At 58.4% G+C, this 17,193-nt stretch carries 17 protein-coding genes; 5 read left to right on the top strand and 12 right to left on the bottom strand.

Annotated features, from left to right (window positions below; translation table 11 throughout):
- Nucleotides 1-442 precede the first annotated feature (442 nt).
- Both AC0L2B_RS09455 and AC0L2B_RS09450 read right to left on the bottom strand, forming a co-directional pair.
- Complete coding sequence (locus AC0L2B_RS09455) at nt 443-727, bottom strand: hypothetical protein (RefSeq protein ID WP_473745079.1); 285 nt, start codon at nt 725-727, stop codon at nt 443-445.
- A gap of 118 nt (nt 728-845) precedes the next feature.
- Nucleotides 846-1,403 (bottom strand): hypothetical protein, encoded by a 558-nt coding sequence (locus AC0L2B_RS09450; protein WP_473745078.1) that lies wholly within the window; start codon nt 1,401-1,403, stop codon nt 846-848.
- Nucleotides 1,404-2,381: 978 nt separating this feature from the next.
- On the opposite strand from AC0L2B_RS09450, the gene AC0L2B_RS09445 reads away from it, so the two are divergent.
- The gene (locus tag AC0L2B_RS09445; RefSeq protein WP_473745076.1) at nt 2,382-2,861 is read left to right on the top strand and encodes a toll/interleukin-1 receptor domain-containing protein; all 480 of its coding nucleotides are present in this window, start codon (nt 2,382-2,384) and stop codon (nt 2,859-2,861) included.
- Between the two features lie 158 nt (nt 2,862-3,019).
- Here AC0L2B_RS09445 and AC0L2B_RS09440 read toward each other — a convergent pair whose 3' ends face one another.
- Complete coding sequence (locus AC0L2B_RS09440; protein ID WP_473745075.1) at nt 3,020-3,238, bottom strand: hypothetical protein; 219 nt, start codon at nt 3,236-3,238, stop codon at nt 3,020-3,022.
- A gap of 217 nt (nt 3,239-3,455) precedes the next feature.
- Here AC0L2B_RS09440 and AC0L2B_RS09435 point away from each other — a divergent pair, with 217 nt between their 5' ends.
- The gene (locus AC0L2B_RS09435; protein WP_473745073.1) at nt 3,456-3,671 is read left to right on the top strand and encodes a hypothetical protein; all 216 of its coding nucleotides are present in this window, start codon (nt 3,456-3,458) and stop codon (nt 3,669-3,671) included.
- Between the two features lie 140 nt (nt 3,672-3,811).
- On the opposite strand, the gene AC0L2B_RS09430 is transcribed toward AC0L2B_RS09435, so the two are convergent.
- The 3 genes from AC0L2B_RS09430 to AC0L2B_RS09420 all read right to left on the bottom strand — a co-directional run bounded on the left by AC0L2B_RS09430 (nt 3,812) and on the right by AC0L2B_RS09420 (nt 5,498).
- Complete coding sequence (locus AC0L2B_RS09430) at nt 3,812-4,351, bottom strand: hypothetical protein (protein ID WP_473745072.1); 540 nt, start codon at nt 4,349-4,351, stop codon at nt 3,812-3,814.
- A 47-nt stretch (nt 4,352-4,398) separates the two neighbouring features.
- The gene (locus AC0L2B_RS09425; RefSeq protein ID WP_473745106.1) at nt 4,399-4,566 is read right to left on the bottom strand and encodes an excalibur calcium-binding domain-containing protein; all 168 of its coding nucleotides are present in this window, start codon (nt 4,564-4,566) and stop codon (nt 4,399-4,401) included.
- Between the two features lie 209 nt (nt 4,567-4,775).
- Complete coding sequence (locus AC0L2B_RS09420) at nt 4,776-5,498, bottom strand: thermonuclease family protein (protein ID WP_473745105.1); 723 nt, start codon at nt 5,496-5,498, stop codon at nt 4,776-4,778.
- A 412-nt stretch (nt 5,499-5,910) separates the two neighbouring features.
- Here AC0L2B_RS09420 and AC0L2B_RS09415 point away from each other — a divergent pair, with 412 nt between their 5' ends.
- Both AC0L2B_RS09415 and AC0L2B_RS09410 read left to right on the top strand, forming a co-directional pair.
- Nucleotides 5,911-6,078 carry a hypothetical protein gene (locus AC0L2B_RS09415; RefSeq protein ID WP_473745071.1) on the top strand — a complete coding sequence of 56 codons (168 nt, stop codon included), beginning with the start codon at nt 5,911-5,913 and terminating at the stop codon, nt 6,076-6,078.
- Nucleotides 6,079-6,759: 681 nt separating this feature from the next.
- Entirely contained in the window at nt 6,760-7,002 is a 243-nt protein-coding gene (locus AC0L2B_RS09410) for a DUF982 domain-containing protein (RefSeq protein WP_473745070.1), read from the top strand.
- Between the two features lie 266 nt (nt 7,003-7,268).
- Here the strand turns inward: AC0L2B_RS09410 and AC0L2B_RS09405 are convergent, their stop codons facing one another.
- The 3 genes from AC0L2B_RS09405 to AC0L2B_RS09395 form a co-directional block, all read right to left on the bottom strand.
- On the bottom strand, nt 7,269-7,580 hold the full coding sequence (locus AC0L2B_RS09405) for a hypothetical protein (protein WP_473745069.1): 312 nt from the start codon (nt 7,578-7,580) through the stop codon (nt 7,269-7,271).
- Nucleotides 7,581-8,026: 446 nt separating this feature from the next.
- Nucleotides 8,027-8,485, bottom strand: a complete 459-nt coding sequence (locus AC0L2B_RS09400; protein WP_473745068.1) for a YybH family protein — start codon at nt 8,483-8,485, stop codon at nt 8,027-8,029.
- A gap of 845 nt (nt 8,486-9,330) precedes the next feature.
- Nucleotides 9,331-9,696: a hypothetical protein gene (locus AC0L2B_RS09395; protein WP_473745067.1), complete on the bottom strand. Its 366-nt coding sequence runs from the start codon at nt 9,694-9,696 to the stop codon at nt 9,331-9,333.
- Nucleotides 9,697-9,815: 119 nt separating this feature from the next.
- Here AC0L2B_RS09395 and AC0L2B_RS09390 point away from each other — a divergent pair, with 119 nt between their 5' ends.
- Entirely contained in the window at nt 9,816-10,409 is a 594-nt protein-coding gene (locus AC0L2B_RS09390; RefSeq protein ID WP_473745066.1) for an SOS response-associated peptidase family protein, read from the top strand.
- Between the two features lie 158 nt (nt 10,410-10,567).
- Here AC0L2B_RS09390 and AC0L2B_RS09385 read toward each other — a convergent pair whose 3' ends face one another.
- The 3 genes from AC0L2B_RS09385 to AC0L2B_RS09375 form a co-directional block, all read right to left on the bottom strand.
- Complete coding sequence (locus AC0L2B_RS09385) at nt 10,568-13,903, bottom strand: AAA family ATPase (protein ID WP_473745065.1); 3,336 nt, start codon at nt 13,901-13,903, stop codon at nt 10,568-10,570.
- A 501-nt stretch (nt 13,904-14,404) separates the two neighbouring features.
- Nucleotides 14,405-15,181 carry a hypothetical protein gene (locus AC0L2B_RS09380; protein ID WP_473745064.1) on the bottom strand — a complete coding sequence of 259 codons (777 nt, stop codon included), beginning with the start codon at nt 15,179-15,181 and terminating at the stop codon, nt 14,405-14,407.
- 547 nt (nt 15,182-15,728) lie between these two features.
- Nucleotides 15,729-16,955 (bottom strand): hypothetical protein, encoded by a 1,227-nt coding sequence (locus AC0L2B_RS09375; protein ID WP_473745063.1) that lies wholly within the window; start codon nt 16,953-16,955, stop codon nt 15,729-15,731.
- Between the last annotated feature and the right edge of the window lie 238 nt (nt 16,956-17,193).

Below are 17,193 nucleotides of genomic sequence, written 5' to 3'. Positions count from 1 at the left end.
TGGTGTCAAGAGGCGTCACCTGTTGTGTTGTCGGCCGTCCAGCGCAGCTAGATAAGCCTGGAAGGACCGCTAAACAAAATGCCGAGCGCCGCAGCGCTGCCCACTGAAGCAAAGATTCCCCCCAATAAACCCGTGTTCCCCAGAACTATTTAAAGTAGACCATGACGCAGGTTTACTTGTCAACACGGGACAAGGCTCCGCGTCAGCGATGCGGTGTCGCGTCTGCAACTCGGTTTGACATCGCGACACGCGTCCGCTTATTCCCATAATTCTCAATTTGAGCACGCGACACGGGTGACCGCTTATGGCGCATCTGCGACGAGGGGGGCAGGCGATGTCCGAGGTCTCGCGCGGGAACGGACATCTTCTCATCGCCATCGATGAGTGCCCAATCGCTCGATTCGTCAGTCATCTCGCTCACGCATTCGACGTCGCTTCTCATTCAGCCGCTTCTCCGGCGGCCATGCCGTGATGATGTGCTTGCCGTCCGACAGAAATAGATCCGTTCGCCGAGGCGATCGATTCTGACGGAGTAGATGGACGTCGTTTTCGATCGCTTTTCGATCTCCTTGGCGTAGCCGGATTTGATATCCCGAACCACGTCGGAGAACTCGCCAGGCTGGAGGACAATGCTGTATCGGCGCCAGAGCTGCCTATGAAAATGCCAATGCTTTTTAGGGATGGAAGCGCCGAGCCACCGTGGATTGAAGTAAGGCTTCTTGCTCATCGGTCAGCTGCTCGGCTTCTGGAACACTTGCCGGAGTCGCTGAACTCTGAGCTACCATAAATCAATAGCTTACGAGGCAACTTGTAACACTGTGACGTTCATCAAAATGACCTCGGCATCAGATCGAGCGCCGAGCGGCGCGAGCCCAAACCGAGCCCGGTAAAAGCTCTTGAGCGCGGGCGGCGGCGCGGGCCAGGCGATCATCCAGGCTGGCCATCTGCTCCCGCTCCCGCTCCAGGCGCTCGAAGATAGGCAGGTAGGCAAGACCGCGCTCGCCCTGCGCCTGCATCAGAAGTGCCAACTTGCAGAGCGCGTCGTCAATCTGTTCAACGGTATATTTGGTCATCGCTTTCGGCTTTGTCTTCATATGTCCTGCCGGAAGCCCTTCTAAATGCCCGTGACTTGCCAGGGATTCCATGGCCTGCGTGAGCATTGCGTCAAACTGCTGGCGAATATCTTTCCGATCATTGATGGGCATAGTCGTCCAGACGGCCCTGTCTGCATCGTGAACTTGGATGCCATATCCACTTGGCACCTTCCGCCTGTCCACCGTCACCGACGCTCTGTAGCCAAGTGTCCGTTCGCCGTTCGCATCTTTCGCCTTCAACTCAATCGACCACTCCAGCGCCTGTGTGATTTTGCAACAGAACAAAGGCTCATCGTGTTTGTTCGACATCGTCTCGTTGCCTTCCTCTTGGGTCTGACTCTAGCGCCGCGGCTACTGCATCCTGCTTTGCGCGCCGATTCCAATAGGTGTCGGCAAACAAACATGCACGCAAGCTAATGTAAGTGCAATATCATCTGAGAATTAGTTTTGGGAACGGGCCGTCGGCGCTTGCTTGCATTCTTACACTAGTCTAGGCGATGTTTCTGCTGGGCACGCAATAAATGGGGGATGGAAAACCGTGAAGCGATTTGTTTTGTTGATGTCGATGTTCGCTGGCGTGGCAGGGTGTGCCACACCCCCTGACAAAATCGCAGGTGTTCCGAATGCCGGCCCTTGCACACAGGCGGACCGAGAGCGTTTGGCCATCGTATCAAATCAGCAAAACAAGGCTGTGAGCGGTGACGCCTTGGGCGTATTTCTTATAGGCGTGCCCGTCTCCTCTATGTCAGGAGGCGACCACGAAACCGAGATCGCAATTCTCAAAGGGCGCTGTGGCGCGCCTAAAACCTAAGTCCGCCTGTCGCACACCGGCACCCGCCGCTAGGCCGTGAACTCTTAAATGCGGAAAGACCGGGATGGGTGGTTAGCCGAAGGGCAGCTTTCGGCGACGCGTTGTTAGAAACCTGCCGATGACCCGGGCGGAAGCAAGTTCGGCATTCATGCCAGTCGTCGGGCGGGCACCCTGTTGGTATAGGGGTCAGTCTCGCCAGCGCACAATTCAAATGAGTATTGCAGACGCCCATATCCATTTTTAATGAAGAAGGGGAAGGTTTCAAAATGGCTCGATGCACAGCACCGTCACGGGGCCACCGCACAGCGAGTGGCAGAGCAGAGTGTCCTGCTTGCGGTGGTCGTTCTAGCCGATATGGCGGTTACGGCAATGGGCCGTATTCGCCCCCGTCCCCGTCTTACTCCTCTTCGTCGGGGCGTAGCGGCGGCGGGTCCGGCAGTGTAAGAGCGAAGTGGTCGAAAGCCGGTTCCACAGTTTTGTATACGCCCGTGGAAGTTAGGGCACTCACGCCGATCCGCGAAACCGTCGAGAAGCGAGCGGAACTACCTGATCTTCGTGATGTCTTCCTATGTCATGCGTGGGCTGACCGGCTGGAAGATGCCACGGAACTCTACGATCTGCTCAAAGCGCGCGGTGTCTCCGTCTGGTTTAGCGAAAAGGACATTCCTCTTGGATCGTCGTTCCTTCGCGAAATTGATAGGGGATTGGCAAAGTCGCGCATCGGGATCGTGCTGGTGACACCCGCGCTGTTGCTTCGCCTTCCAACAGGGGGCGTTGCAGACCGAGAGCTTTCGGCCCTTCTCGCGACTGACCAACTCGTGCCCGTTATTCATAATACGACTTATGATGCTCTTCGCAACGTCAGTCCGCTGCTGGCCTCGCGAAACGGCCTGAGCACTGGGGAGGACACGTTAGCGGTTGTGGCTGATAAGCTCGCTGATCTTATTGCCACCTAGCTTCATTGCGATGTTGGCTACAACTCCCGTCTCGTCGTTTTACGCCAGTTCGCGCTGAGAGCCCGATTTCGCGAGATAGGCCCACAGTCGGCTGAGGCTATAATCCGCTGACCATGAGCATATAGCCAACATCCGGTTCTGGGCGCATGGCAAACAGGTCACAATGACCGCAATGCGGTCGTTTGTCGCTGGCGGGTTTCAAATTGCAGCGGAATCTGATTCAGGCTCAGCATGGGCCGATATGACCTGACCGACTTCGAATGGACCGCCTCATGGACGCCATCGCCAAAGTCCATGACGGTAAGGTGCAGATGATCGGCACTGTATTGTTCGCGTCCATCAGCAGGGCGCGACAGCAAAAAGGGGACCGAGATCATTGTCTCGGTCGCTCCCGAGGCGGATTAACAACCAAGGTCCACGCCCTTGTCGGCGCCAAAGGCAGGCCGATCCAGCTGAGGCTCACCGCAGGCGGCCAGAAGAGCGACATCGCCTCGGCACCGGACATGATCGCCGACTTGCCTGAGGAGCCATGCTTCTGGCCGATAAGGGCTACGACGCCAATGCGCACTGCATGGCGGTCAGGGAGCGAAAGGAATGGCCAACATCCCGCCAAAGACCAACCGCAAGGACCCTATCTGCTTCGGCCCCTTCCCCTACAAGGCACGCAACCTCGTCGAGCGCTTCTTCAGCAAGGCCAAGCAGTTCCGTCGCATCGCGACACGCTACGACACGCCGGCTGAGAACTACCTCGCCGCCCTCCAGCTCATCGCAATCCGCATCTGGATAAGCGGTTATGAGTCTTCGTCCTAGCAAAGCCACCATTGCGATGAGCACCACCCGCACCGTTCTTGCCCCTGGTCCCAAGCGTGATCGCCATACTCATGGCCAGACACGCCACTGGGAGAACTCGGCGTGTTCTTCACGGTTACGTCCTTGAACCTAAACGGCCGTTAGGGATGAATAGCGGCGCACGCTATCTTCCACTCTAGAAGATTTTCGCCGTCACCATCCTGCGGCGCAAGGAGAAAGGTTTCACCGCCTACAACGAATGTTGCGCCTTCGCTGCTTTTCTTTGTTAGCGCGTCGAAGAACGCATCGTTGTTTCCAATCCCCAAAGTGGCTGACCACCCCCATCCCATTTCGTTTGCATCAACGTGAATAGAAGGAATAGTCAGGTCGACTGTGGTAACGCCGCCAGCCAATTTCAGAACCGCCTTTGCGCGTCCTTCGGTGCCAACGATCAGTGCGGCGGCAATTTTTTCGACATTCCCGGTGATAATCGTGAACTCGGGGCCGATCCAAGATGCGGCGCTGCATGAGAGGCTGTGGGATACACACTCAGCCACCTCTTCGCCCTGGCAGGGACTGATGGTGACGTTGGCTTGTAGTGGGTCACCTCCTTGGGAAAAATATGAAAAAAGCTGTTCGCTTCGAGCAATGCCTGGCAAACATGCCATCGCGACACCGACGAGAAAGCCAACAGAACGCATTAAACGTCTCCAAATCCGTCGGTTCACATCACTGGGCGGCAGTAAGATCAGCACAACGATTCACACGGTATTCCATCGCTGTCCCGATCGAGCTTGCCGCCCCAAGAGCAATTCTCAAGATACCACCGTGCCTCACCGCAAGAGCTGATTCGAGAACACGTTAACCGCGGCTGGCAAGACCAACTCTGCGCGAGCACCCTCGGCAGGGTCGTCATTCGCGAGAATTGAGTCCCGGTGCTCGAAACAACGTTCCGCAGTTCGTTCGTCTGTTCCCCGCGTAACGACGAGCTATTCACGGACAACACTGACAGCGCCGTCACCAGGATAATCACTGAATGCTTCATAGTTCCCCCACGCCTCGCCCTTCGCATATCGCCCACACGACTATGGACCTACGCAAAGCGGCTTCTCCTGCCCCAGATTCCTATCGCTTTGATCGTCGCCACCCCGCCGCACGGGCATCTGCTTCTGAGCAAAACCACCGTTCGTCTTTTGATTCCGAGATCCGGGTTACGTCGTAGAATTTCTGTCCTGGCAAGTGATAGATGCGCTCGCCTTCGGCTGAAATGTTGCCTTTGATCTTGCACCCGATGTTGCCGGTGGCGAAGAGCGGAGCGCTCGTCGACTTCTCGTTGGCAATGTGCTCAGCCCGCCACTCCCACGGCACCTGGAACGATCCCGACCAGATTCCGCGCGCCGCTGCCTTGGCGAGCGCCTGCTGACCTGCATAGGCGCCGCTGCTATATTTCGGCCAATCGAGCGCATGGCCGTTCTCGACCAACCAGCCGGCGATGTTGAGCCCGTCGCCACGCGAGCAGTTGCCGACGTAACGGCCATAGCTATCCCAACTGGCGAACTCGCAGTGCACCGAGCGGGCTTCTGAAAGAAAGCCGTCAAGAGCCGCGGCTGCCTTCGCGCCGCATTGATATCGGAAGCCCCTCGCGTCGTCGCATTGTTGGGAGGACTCGGGCGCATCAATGCCATTGAAGCGGATCCGCTGGCCGTGAATTTCGATCGTGTCGCCGTCGATCACAGTTGCGATGCCGGCAATCGGATCCGCCCCAAGCATCGAACCCAGCAAAGGCGTCAAGGATGCCGCGGGCCCGCCGCCAGACACGAAATAACCTGCGACCCCCAGCGCCGTCACAACCGCCAACAGCCTTTGCGGCTGTCGAAAGGCCGACCGCCTAGCATTTCGATTTAAACGCATTGAGGTATCCCCCGACACCATCGACAGATCATGCCTTCATTGGTCCTTGTTGTCGAATCCGTCCAGCGAGCGGCCGAACGCAACGCTTTGCTGAAGCCCAGCGAATAGCAGGCGCCGTGGAATTCATCATCACGCCAGCGCCTGCCCCGCTTGAGCCGCTGACGCCCGAGTAGCCGGCCGGCTGACGTCTCAGGACTGACGTCGCCATGCCGAAGCTGCCAATTGCCGAATACGGCTGGGTAGGGCTAGCTCGGTGCTTTTTCGTCCACGCGCTCGGGACTCGGTGCTTTTTCGTCACGCGCTCGGGAACTAGCGCCAGATAGGAAGTTTGGCGTAAGGAGTTTCTCCCATGGCTGACGAACAGGATAGAGCGCCGAACAGCCCTGAAATGGTCGTTCGACGCCTGGTCAAAGAAACCGGCATTACCGAAGAGCAGGCCCGAGAGCTTATCTTAATCCTCGGGCTCCAATGGGCGTCGCTGCTCCGGGAAGCAAAGGCCCTAGCTGCCAAGCGGTAGGTGGCTCTTTTCAGATATAATCGGCGCTCGGTGAGGCGTCTCGCCCGCCGTGCTGAAAGGTGCTTTTTTGTTGTCCGAGATGTCCTGAATCGTATTGTTGCGTAGAATGGTTTAGCCGGAGGGGTGGTATGCCGATCTATCGAAAGGCTAAAGAATTTGGCGTCTTCAGTGCATCCGAAGTAGCTATGCTGGGCCGTGTGTTCGACCGGCTCAAGCGGGAGGGCGACTCCGAACACCTACGTGAGGCTCTCGCATCCCGGATCCTTGCAAATTATGCGGCCGGAATCACTGACGAGGACGAACTTGTCTCAGCGTCAAAACTGCCGTTGGGTCGGTAGATGCAACGCAAATAGGCCCTGCTTCATCGCCTTTTTTCGACCCTCGCCGGAACATTGGTTTAAGCCGGAAGTTCGGGACGTGCAGCATCGTCTTGGATCCCTCTCAAGATTGCTGCCGGTCGGGCGATGCTCCGATCAGCCCGCGTCCTCCCTCCGTGAGGCGCGGGCTTCATCGTTCAGGTAACGATTCAGGCTCTTCGAACGTCCCGCCCCTTGGACCGAGCAACGCGGCCTCGGCCTCGACGCCATCGGGCAGTGTTAATAAGTTCGCGATGATGCACGTCCATGCAACCACCGCCATGTCTTCGCGTTTAGCCACTTCAATTCTGGAGAAGCGACAAAGATGCCGGCGTTTATACCGATTACGATTTACCTGAATCACAAATCGATGCTGGTTGCGTCGATACCTGATGCTGAGACCGCGCTTCAGCAACCATGGCCATTCATGGACAAGCCGTCCCGACTTGAGGCAATCCGAATGGTTGAGGAATGCCTGGCCGGACATTGCAGTCACCAGGCTGCGTTCGCTGCATTCGAGGCGGCTGCATCTGAACGGGGCTTCTTAAGCAAAAGCCTCCAAGCGTAGGTCTCAGGAAATTCGACGGGGTTGCCGAAGACCTGCTGTGAGGTGATACCGCCCTCGTGACCTTGAACGCTGACAGGCCTCGCCCGGCGGGACTGGTCCGCTGCTCGACTCCGCCATCGAGAGGAGAAAGGGCAGAAGGGGCGGCTTAGCTCAGGCCGGTTGGAGCGGCCCGGCAGCTGTCTATGCCCAAACTGCCTCATATCGCGCCGTATGCGTTAGCATTGGTAAACCCGTTTCGACCCAAGGCCTGGAACGGCCTTCGCGGTCTAATCCGGTTCGTCTCCGAGAGTTGTCTTCTTTCGAGGAACAGGCGTCCAATCGGAAATCGCATCAACGTCAACCGTAACCAATCCACCGGCTTTGACGGTGACTTTGCGGTTGTCCTCATCGATGCGGGTGACCTCGCCTGTAAGCTGTAGCTCGTCACCAGGTTTGGCCTTCTTGGGAGCGGGGATCGAATAGGGAAAGCCGTATGACGGGATGCTGACGCTAGCTCGGCCGTCGTCCAGCAGTTTCAGGACGGTCACGGTGATCGACACTTCATCACCGACGTTGATTTCCGCAAGTTCCCAAGCCATTCCTTGATTCTGGAGCGGCGTTAAGGGTCGTCAAGGTCGCCGCGCGGCCTAGAACGCCCTGCCAGGGGATCACGGCGCAAGCCACTGCGAGCCGTGCCTCAACTTTAGCATTTCCCTCTGGGTCATGTTATCGGCGGCGATCAGCCGCCTCAGCGAAGCGCATAATCTCCCGCGCGTCCAGCCGGCCTTGATCACGCACGCGACAATCGCCTGAAAAGCCAGGCTCCGTGGCCTCTTGGCAATCGAATTCGCGATCGGGGTATTCGCTCTGTCGTCTTGGCGGGGTAATCATTAGTTGGCTTGCGCGGCGTATTTGGGCATTGCCAATTCGGCACGGTCACCAGCGAGTTTCTCAGACGCGACGAGCGGGACGCTGAAACCGCAAAACCCTTATGGAGCTCATCGACCGGGATATCGAGCCGGTGACCGGGAGTGATTGGGGAACTCTACTTCTTAGTAGGGTTCGTATTCCAAATATCCCGATGCTGTCGCCAATCGCCGTCGGCGCCCTTCTTCCAAACGACAATGTATTTGCCGATTTCCTCACTGGTTTTGCCGTCACTACCGGGAATCTTGATAGAGTAGGTGCCCTCCTCATACGCGAGATTGCCACTCTCCTCGACCTGCGCCGCTTTCAGGGTCAGATCGGTCACTCCTGCATCGATCCAGCTCTGCCACATCTTCTGAACGCTTTCGCGGCCGGCGACCCGCTCTTCGTTAGGAGGAAACGCTACCGCGTCTTCGGTATAGTGTTGAGCCAAGCCTGCCGTATCCTTAGCGGCAAACTTCGCAACAAAGTCCGCATTGTTCGCCTCTATGCTTGATTGGGCTGTCTGGGCACCTGCAGATTCGCCACCGCCGATAACTAGTGCGACGAAACAAAAAGTGGCTGGAAAGTAGCGCATCGAAGTCCTCCCTTTGAATGCCGACCAGCGAAGTCCATGTGCAGATGCAGACAACGAGGGCGAGTAATTGCCGGGTTGTCGGACATCGGCGCCCAACGAACGTCTTTACAGCAGACCGCTTGCAGGGCCAATATGCGCTTACGCTAATATAATGACAATCCCAGCCAGGCTATCCATGGTCCAACTAGCGGAAAAGACGGGTGGCTCACCGAGCGGGGCGCCACCAAGCTCACCAATGAGATGGCAATGAAGGGCGGCTTCATGCCCGCAACTATCTGACTGCCGGTATAGCAGCACGGCCCCGGTTAACTTATGGAAATTCACATTTAAGCGCCCACCAGCAGGCACCCGTTGGCGCTGGTATGTTGGGTCTCCCGACTATGTTGTCTCGAGCGAAGCGGGAGCACGCGCGATGGATCCCCATCGCGCGTTACATCGCCTGAAAGCCGGGCATCCTGGCGAGCGCTTCGTTAGCCGCAGTCATGGGACGGCAGGCTGGCTCTTCAACCAGCGGATTCTTGCGCAGCTCCGCATAGAATGCCGAGGGTAAACACCCCGCGCCAGCGGCAAGGGCGATGAATCGTGTCAAACGGCTCATCATCGACGTAAAGCACCTCTCATCGATCGCGGCGAGATGGAATCACTCACTGATCACTACATCTCTGGGAATCAGAGGAACCGCTCGCCGTCGGAGCGGTGCTCGAAACAGAACCAATGAGAAGGCTGCCTAGGCTTGGCGAACCCCCATCCTGCATCCTTGCCACAGGCAGGATGCTCGCATCGGTGATGCTGAACGCCGGGCGCTGTTACGTGTTCTGGCCTTGGGAGTCTGATCTCGTCGCTCATCACTTTCGATCGTATGCGAATGGGTCGCGGCCCAGTTCATCGCCTGGACCCAGCACGCGGCCCGGATTCAAATAGCCGGCGATGTCATAGCCTTCCATCATCCAGTCCTGGAACTCCTCATCATTCACTCGATCCAGGAACCCAGCGTAGTATTCGGGGCAGAGCTCTTCGAGTAACTCACGGAGCTTCTCCACCCGCTCTTTGCTGGCGCCAGCCCTAATAGCCAAACCGTAGGTAGCACCGGGCAGTGACGGTATTGCCTGCCCCTCGAAATCAATTCGAAATCGACCGTTTGGCATCTCATGAACAGAGAAAAAGACGCCAGCGAACTCGACTGGAACGACCGGTTCTTGCGTGCCTTTCAAAGATCGGCTCCTTTCGCGTTATAGTGAACGAAAAGAGAACATTGAGTCAAGTGACCCGTCGGCACGAGAGTTATACGCTATCTTGAATCGAACACCCGAAACGACGTGCGGAGCCATTTATGTGCAACGACTACGAGCAGCATATCGCCTGGACGGAATACTGCCGGATGATGCAATCGCTGGCGCTCAGCATCCCCAGCCATCAGACCGAGCTTGATCTGCCGCAGGCGGATGACATCCGGATCAACGATCCCGGCCCTGTAATGCGCGCCGCCGGCGACACTATCGAACTGGTTTCGATGACGTTCGGATTTCCGCCAACGGGACCAAAGGGCGGACCCGGATTCAACTTCCGTTCTGAGGGCCGTCAATTCGGCGGCAGCAAGCGTTGCCTTGTTCCGGCATCTGCGTTCTTCGAATTCACGGGAACGAAGTATCCCAAGGCGAAACACAGGTTCGCGCTTAATGGCTCTCCGTTGATGGCGATCGCCGCGTTGTGGAAAGAAGGCGCCGGCAACAAGCCGCCTACGTTCACCATGCTGACGACTGAGCCGGGGCCGGACGTGGCTCCTTACCACAACCGACAAGTCGTTGTGCTCCAGCCGGCGGACTGGGCAGCCTGGATCCACCTAACAAAGCCCGAAGCTGAACTTTTGCGACCGTTGCCGAGAGGGTCACTCGGGGTCGAGACGGTGCGGCAAGGGAGCCAATAATTCGGACCTACGCGGGGACAAGCGTGAACGTCTTATCTCAACCATTCCGTTACATTCCAGTCCAAACGGGCGAACGCGCGTCTCGGGTGCGCAATGAGCACAAGCTTGCATCAAATCGACGAAACTACGTTGTCGGAACCGACGCAGATGATGCGACCTCAACGACTCAGGGCGTCCAGCGCCCTTTGCGCCGCGATGAGGTCGACGATTGGATACCTAGTGTTAAATGTGTGGACCACCGCTTGCAGGCGCGTCGCGGCCTCATGGACACGACCTTGACGTGCCAGAACTGGTGCTAGTTGCGTTGCGGCGCGAAGCTCGAAGAGTCTCGCTTGCTGCCGACGGGCAGTGGCAATTGCTGTTTCGAATAGGTGCGCGGCACCCATCAGGTCATCTCTGCCCGCGGCGATTTGGCCACGAAGGCGAATACATTCTGCTAGGTAGCTCGCCTCGTCCGTATCGAAAACGAGGGTATCGACATCATCAAGCATTTGCGATGCGTCTTCGATGCGACCGGCCCGCAGGAGTAGATCACAAAGTTCGCATGCTTTCTCAGGGGTATGAAATACAACGCCCTGCCCACGCCAAAGAAGCATACTCTCCCGGACGTCATCGATGCCGGCATCCAGTTCACCTAAATGCGAGCGGGCATGGCCACGCCATCTAATGGCGCTGCTTCGACGTGCCGTGTAGCCATGCCGTTCGCAAATCTCGACGATCTTCGTAGCGTTCTCAAGGAGTTCCTCGTATTGACCGATTAGCGCACACAAAAGGCACTGAGCGAGAAGACGCCAGGCTAAGTCGAAGGGCTTGTCGAATTGGTCAACATTTCGAACCAAGCGCTCGTTCTCTTTGACTGCAGCATCGATGAAGCCCAAAATGATCAGCGAACCACTAAGATAGTCCTGGGTAGAGACACGTTGATCCGCACCAGCGAACAAAATACGACGACTTGGGTCAACACGATCAATCAGATCTAAGGCATTCCGCAACGCCTCCGCTGCCTGCGGTTGTTCTCCCCGGTTGAAATGAGCAATCCCTTTGGTTGCCCAAAGACCACTCAGATAGGCCGTTGGAAGGAGATCGGCACAGTTTGCGAGCTGCTCTTCGGCCAGGGTCAGGTAATCGTGATTGCGCCCAGTGGCATAAAAAAATGGAGCGAGTGACAGCGCAACGTCACATTGCAATTCGACCAACGCAGTGTTCGCGGCAGCAAGACGTGCATCTTCAAGCGTCTTCCCAAGGCGCTCAGAACGATACCCTTCAGCCTGCATCAAGGCATTGGCCATCGCAAGGTGGAGACGTGTCATCCGTTCGGCACCGCCGGACACATCGCCAAGTCTCCTGCTGCAGTCGATCGCACTGGCAAAGTGCGACACGGCTTCCCGAGTGGCAGCTCTCGCCACGGCGGCCCCTCCCGCCTTTTGCCAGTGATCGAGCGCGTTCGCCCAATCCCCAGCTTTCTGAAGGTGGTGCGCGAGGAGCTCAGGTTGCGCTTCAGTGATTTCGGTCCACTTTTCCTCCAACACATCTGCGACACGCTTATGTAGCTCCTGGCGCTTAGCGCGCAGCAGCGTGCCATACGCTGCGTCCTGAACGAGCGCATGCTTGAAGAGGTAAGTGGCCAGTGGCCGCGTCCCGCGGCAGAACACCAGACCGGCGCCGACGAGTTGATCCAGTGCGCCATTTAGATCAGCGGCATTTCGCTGTGCGACCGCTGCCAGCAATTCGTAGGAGAACTCCCGACCGAGAACCGCGCCGACCTGTGCGACCTCCTTAACGGTTGAGCCGAGGCGATCGAGCCGCGCCATCAACGAGGCATGCAGCGTGGCGGGGACATTCAAGGCCGTCGCAGCAGCTCTTGAGAGCACTGTCCTGGTGTTGCCGCCCTCCAACACCGCCTTGGTCAGCTCCTCGACGAACAGTGGCACCCCATCAGTGCGCTCGATGATCTCCGCGACAACGTCGCTCGGCAGCTCCCCGGTGCCGACGACCCGCTGGACCAGCGCGGCGCCTTCACGACGGTCGAGCCGGTTGAGGACAAGAACCGTGACGTGCGCCTGCCCGGTCCACGGCGGTTGAAACTCGGGGCGGAACGTGAGGAGAAGCAGCACTGGCAGGAGCGGCACCCGCTCGATGACAAGGTCGAGCAGCTCGCGCGAGCTGGGGTCGATCCAGTGCACATCCTCGAAGAGCATCAGCACCGGACCTTGTCGCGCCAAGTCTTCGAGCTGCCGGAGCAGCGCATCGAAGGTTTTCTCTTTCTTACGCTGGGGCGTCAGTTGGAGAGGCGGGAAGCGGCCTTCGGTCGGCAACGACAGCAGCTCGGCCAGCAGCGCCCCGTCCTCCGGCGAGGCCGGGGCAAGCAGGGCCGCAAGCTTATCCAGCTTCCTCTCAGGCGGGTCGTCGCGCTCCAACCCGGCGGCACGCTCTAGCTGCGCAATGGTCGGGTGGAGCGCGCTATCTTGATGGTGCGGCGAACAGAAATAGCGCAAGCGGGTGTGTGGCTCATTCTGGATCCGCTCCTGCAAGGTGACGGTGAGGCGCGACTTTCCGATGCCGGGCTCGCCTGAGAGCAGCACCACACGACCTTCACCACTTTTCGCGCGATGCCAGTGGCGCTGCAGCAGGTCGACCTCCTCCTCACGCCCGACCAGCGGCGTCGGCGTCGTCCCATGCAGCGCCTCGAACCGGCTTTCGACAGCGCTCTCACGAACCACTTGATAGGGATGGATCGGCTCCGGAAAGCCTTTCACCTCGACGGCGCCAAGATCGCGATATTCGAAAAGATGGCCGACCAGCTGCCGCGTTTGCGGCCCGATCACGACCGCGTCGGGTTCGGCAAGAGCTTGCAGGCGGGCGGCGAGGTTCGGCGTCTCGCCCACCACGCCGCGCTCGTGCCCGTCGCCGGCGGTGATCAGATCGCCGACGACGACCTGTCCGGTGCCGATGCCGATACGAACCCGCAATGGCTCGGGCTTTGGGAGTCGCCTAACGGCATCGACGAGAGCAAGGCCAGCGCGCACCGCCTGCTCGGCGGCGTTCTCGTGCGCCTGCGGGTAGCCGAAATACACCAAGACTCCGTCGCCCATGTGCTTGGCGACAAAGCCGCCGAAGTGGGCGACCGTATTAGCGACACAGCGGTGATACGCTCCGATGATCTCACGCAGGTCCTCGGGATCCAGACGCGTCGCCAGCGCCGTCGAGCCGACGAGATCTACGAACATGACGGTCAGCTGTCGACGCTCCGCGCTTTGCTGCCGGGTGCGGCTCTGAGCCGCGATGTCATCGGTGCTCGCGTCGGGATGGCTTGACGACGGCCCCAGCCCCACTACCGCCTTGCGGAATCGCTTGCGATGACCGAGGAGCATACCGAGCTCCTCGAGGTCGGCATCGGTCAGCTCCGGCAGGACTTCCGCGTCGATCGCGTTGTCGCGAAATGCCTGCTCGTATTGCTGGAGGCCGAGGCCTCGCAACCAAGCGGCAACGTCCACACAGCTCTCCCAAGGCTGAATTCGGGTCCCTCAGCCGCCATATTAACTCAGATGCCAGGGAAATGCTGTAGTCCGACATGCTTACCGCGGCGGTGACAGCTTCTGGCAGCAAAGCGGACGATACGCTCCTAATGATCAAGCGTCCGCATCGGGTCACGTCCTGACAATGCAACCGGTGGATAACGGTCCCTAGTTACCGAAAATCCCGCGTCCTGACCTTGATTTGGTCGATGTGATCATAAGGATCGACGATGTGGCGAGGCTTCGGTCCCTTCGACAGGCAGCGTGGGTCTGGTGTTGCCATGCTGGAAAAATCATCGCCGCGCCCGTGGAGCGGGAAAGCGGCGTCGCGATTACCCACGCTTGGTGACAATGCGCCTGCGGCACAGATCGGGCCAGAGCAAGACACGAATTGGCTCGACGCTTTCAGGGACACGTGTAGCTATCTGCATGACGGTCAATACCTGCACATGCCTATTCCGAGTGATGGCTGCTCCGTCACTAAGAATCGCGCAGCTTCCGGCGGGCTCCACTCGCTGACGTCGGGTTCTCCGCCAAAGTGCCAATGCGGGCCAAAAGGTCCTTTGCAGTGTTATGGGTCCAGCGCCCACCTCGAGCGGAGGAAACGTCAGCCGCGTTCAGCGCCGCGGCCAGGGCCGATGGAGAGAGCTTCTTGCCAGCCGGCAGCTTGGCCATCTCCTCCAGGACGAAATCCTGAAGGCGATGCGCACGCTGATTGGCGTTACGGCGGTTGGCGCGGTTGCCGCGCTTGTAGTTGGCGTTCGGAAGCCCAGACTTCTCAGTCCGGGATAGCCGAATTCCGGCTTTCACCGATTCCGACCGCGATATATTCATCCGCATGGCGTCAGTGATGAGAGGGCGTCGTTCGTCCTCCGACATCGATTTCCATGTGCGATTCAAGGATGCATCCCAGACTTCAACATCGAGAGCATTTAAGACATCGACGCACTTGATCATCCGGTCACATCTCGTGCGTCCAATGAGTTCGCGGATGTCAGCCAAAAGCAGGTCGGCGCCTGCGCTACGTGCTACCTGGACCGCATGCCGAAACTTCTCTCGCGAAACGAAAGGAGTCGTCCGGCAAGTGCTCCAATCGGGCGCCTTCTCCAGGATGCGCCTGCCGCTTCTTCTCTCGAAGTCCAGCTGGGCTGCGAGCTGGCGCATGAGCGTGACGTTGGCATGGACCTCGACCGCGGATCGAAGCTGTCGTCTCACATACGCAAAACTGTAGGCGACAAGCGGGCAAGCTTCATTCATTGACTTTTCTAAACCCTGTCGAGTGTTCTCAATGCGGATGAGAATGAAATAGATTCTTGCGGGGGCGCGTCACTGGCTGGTTCCGCGCGCCCGATGCGTCATTGATGCATTGACAGCGTCGGCACCAACCCCTGAGCGCCCCTGTGACAAGGGCACGTATCTGAAACGAACAGCAATGTCGCTGTTGTATCGCGCGATCGTCAGTAATGTGAAAAGCCACTTGGGTCTTACCTAGAGCGCGTGGGTCATATCGTGGGGCCGGCAGCGTGGCGCTGTTCGGCGATGACCCCCGGATCGGCCCTGATGCCCCAACCGGCGCGATCGCCGCGGGCCGACGGGTAGAACGCACTTTCAGCTTTTCTCCACGGAAATGTGCGTCTACCGACTCTCGTGCAAGCGCTGAACTGCTTGCCGACGCTGACACGGGCATCGTGGCTCACGTTTCGGCTCTAATAACTTGTTTCATGACATGAGGGCATAGACGAGCCACCCTTCTTCACCACCATAAGCATACAACATACAAAGAGAGTGAGAGGACTCCAGGTCCTCAAGAATTGCCGGCGCCCGAGCTCGGGGATGGACCTTTCAGCCGCATCCGGTCATCGATATGACGGAGGGCCTGTATCACCTTTCTTGTGATCTCGTTGTAATCTTTCAACGAGCTGGAGCTTCCGGCCATGATGGATGTCAGCGCCAAAGGTAGGTCGCTCTTGAGGGTCTCCTTCCGAGTCTGCTTCTTCTTCCTTCGCCATGCCTCGTCCCAGGCTTCCAGTCCCACGACACCCGCGTTCAGAAACCGCTGCAGCCGCGTCTTCCGGAGCAGCTCCAAGGGCAGTCGCCTTTTCTCTTCCGGCTCGTAGGCTACGTCCGGGAAGGTAGGCAGGACGAATTTGAAGTATCGGCCGTGGAAGCGCTGGAACTTGAAGCCTGCAAGATCCTCGATCGAGCGGATGCTCATCTCGTTGAGTTCGCCCTTGTCCACGGTGACCTCGATACGAACCCTTCGCTCCGCTTCCGGCAGAACCTCCCTGGCACCAGTGGCGATGTTCTGTTTGTCGAGCAGCTTGATCATGGTTCGCCACGCACATTGCGATCCTTTGGCGCCGGCGTAGTAGGTGGAGTCGATTGTTGCCGGTTTGTCCTTCGTTGGATCGAGCAGGAAAACGTCGCTGCGGTCGGGATGTCTCGGATCATAACCGAGCACGTAGCTGGTGGCGTCGTCGCCTTTGTCCCAAGCGAACCTCGGGCGGTCGGCCGGCTCGTCAATGACATCCCGGCTGGGTAGGTGGCTGCGCACCAGGACACCGAACATCAGCGCAAGTGCCTCGTCGGACGGTCTTCGCGGCTTGAAATCGACACTGACTTCGAGGCCAACGATTGTGACCGGCTCGCACAGGTTCCATTTCGCCCTGACGACTTCTTCCGCAAGCAGCAGATCCTTGGTGGTCGGTTCCTGGATGCGCACCCGGAAATCCCGGTATTTTCCGTCATCGCCAAGCGCCTTTTTCTCGACGTAGACCCTCTCCCCGATTGCTCTGTCGATATAGTGTTTAATCCATCTCCACTGGGTATGCTTCACTGTCTGGAAGCGGATATCGGCCCAGTCGATGATCGCTCGGCATGTGTAGGCCTTCAGGTCGATCTGCGGTTGCAGGACGACCCGGTCCTGAAACCGCTTCTGCTTCTTCTCTACCTGCTGCTCCACGTAGGAGAGACGGTGGGCCGCAGAAGACTTGACGGCCGGCAGAACGATGGAATGCGAGGTCATGCCCATAACTGAATCAAGCGGAATGTCGAGGATAAGTCCGCGCCCATAGGCGCAATTGGTGTTGGTTCATAGAGCTTATTTCGATGTGGTCCCGGCGGGCCAGCAGATCGGCGCCGACATGCCGTAATCGTAATGCCTCTAACCCGGTCTGGGAGCCTCACCAACGCCATGCGCCACATTCCCTGCGAGATACACCACGCATGAAAGAAAGAGCGCCCTGGACGCTTTCTTGAACTCGACTGTG

The organism is Mesorhizobium sp. WSM4815 (genome assembly GCF_055811575.1).
Note: the sequence above shows the minus strand (reverse complement) of the source record. Positions and strands in the feature narration are given on the sequence as shown.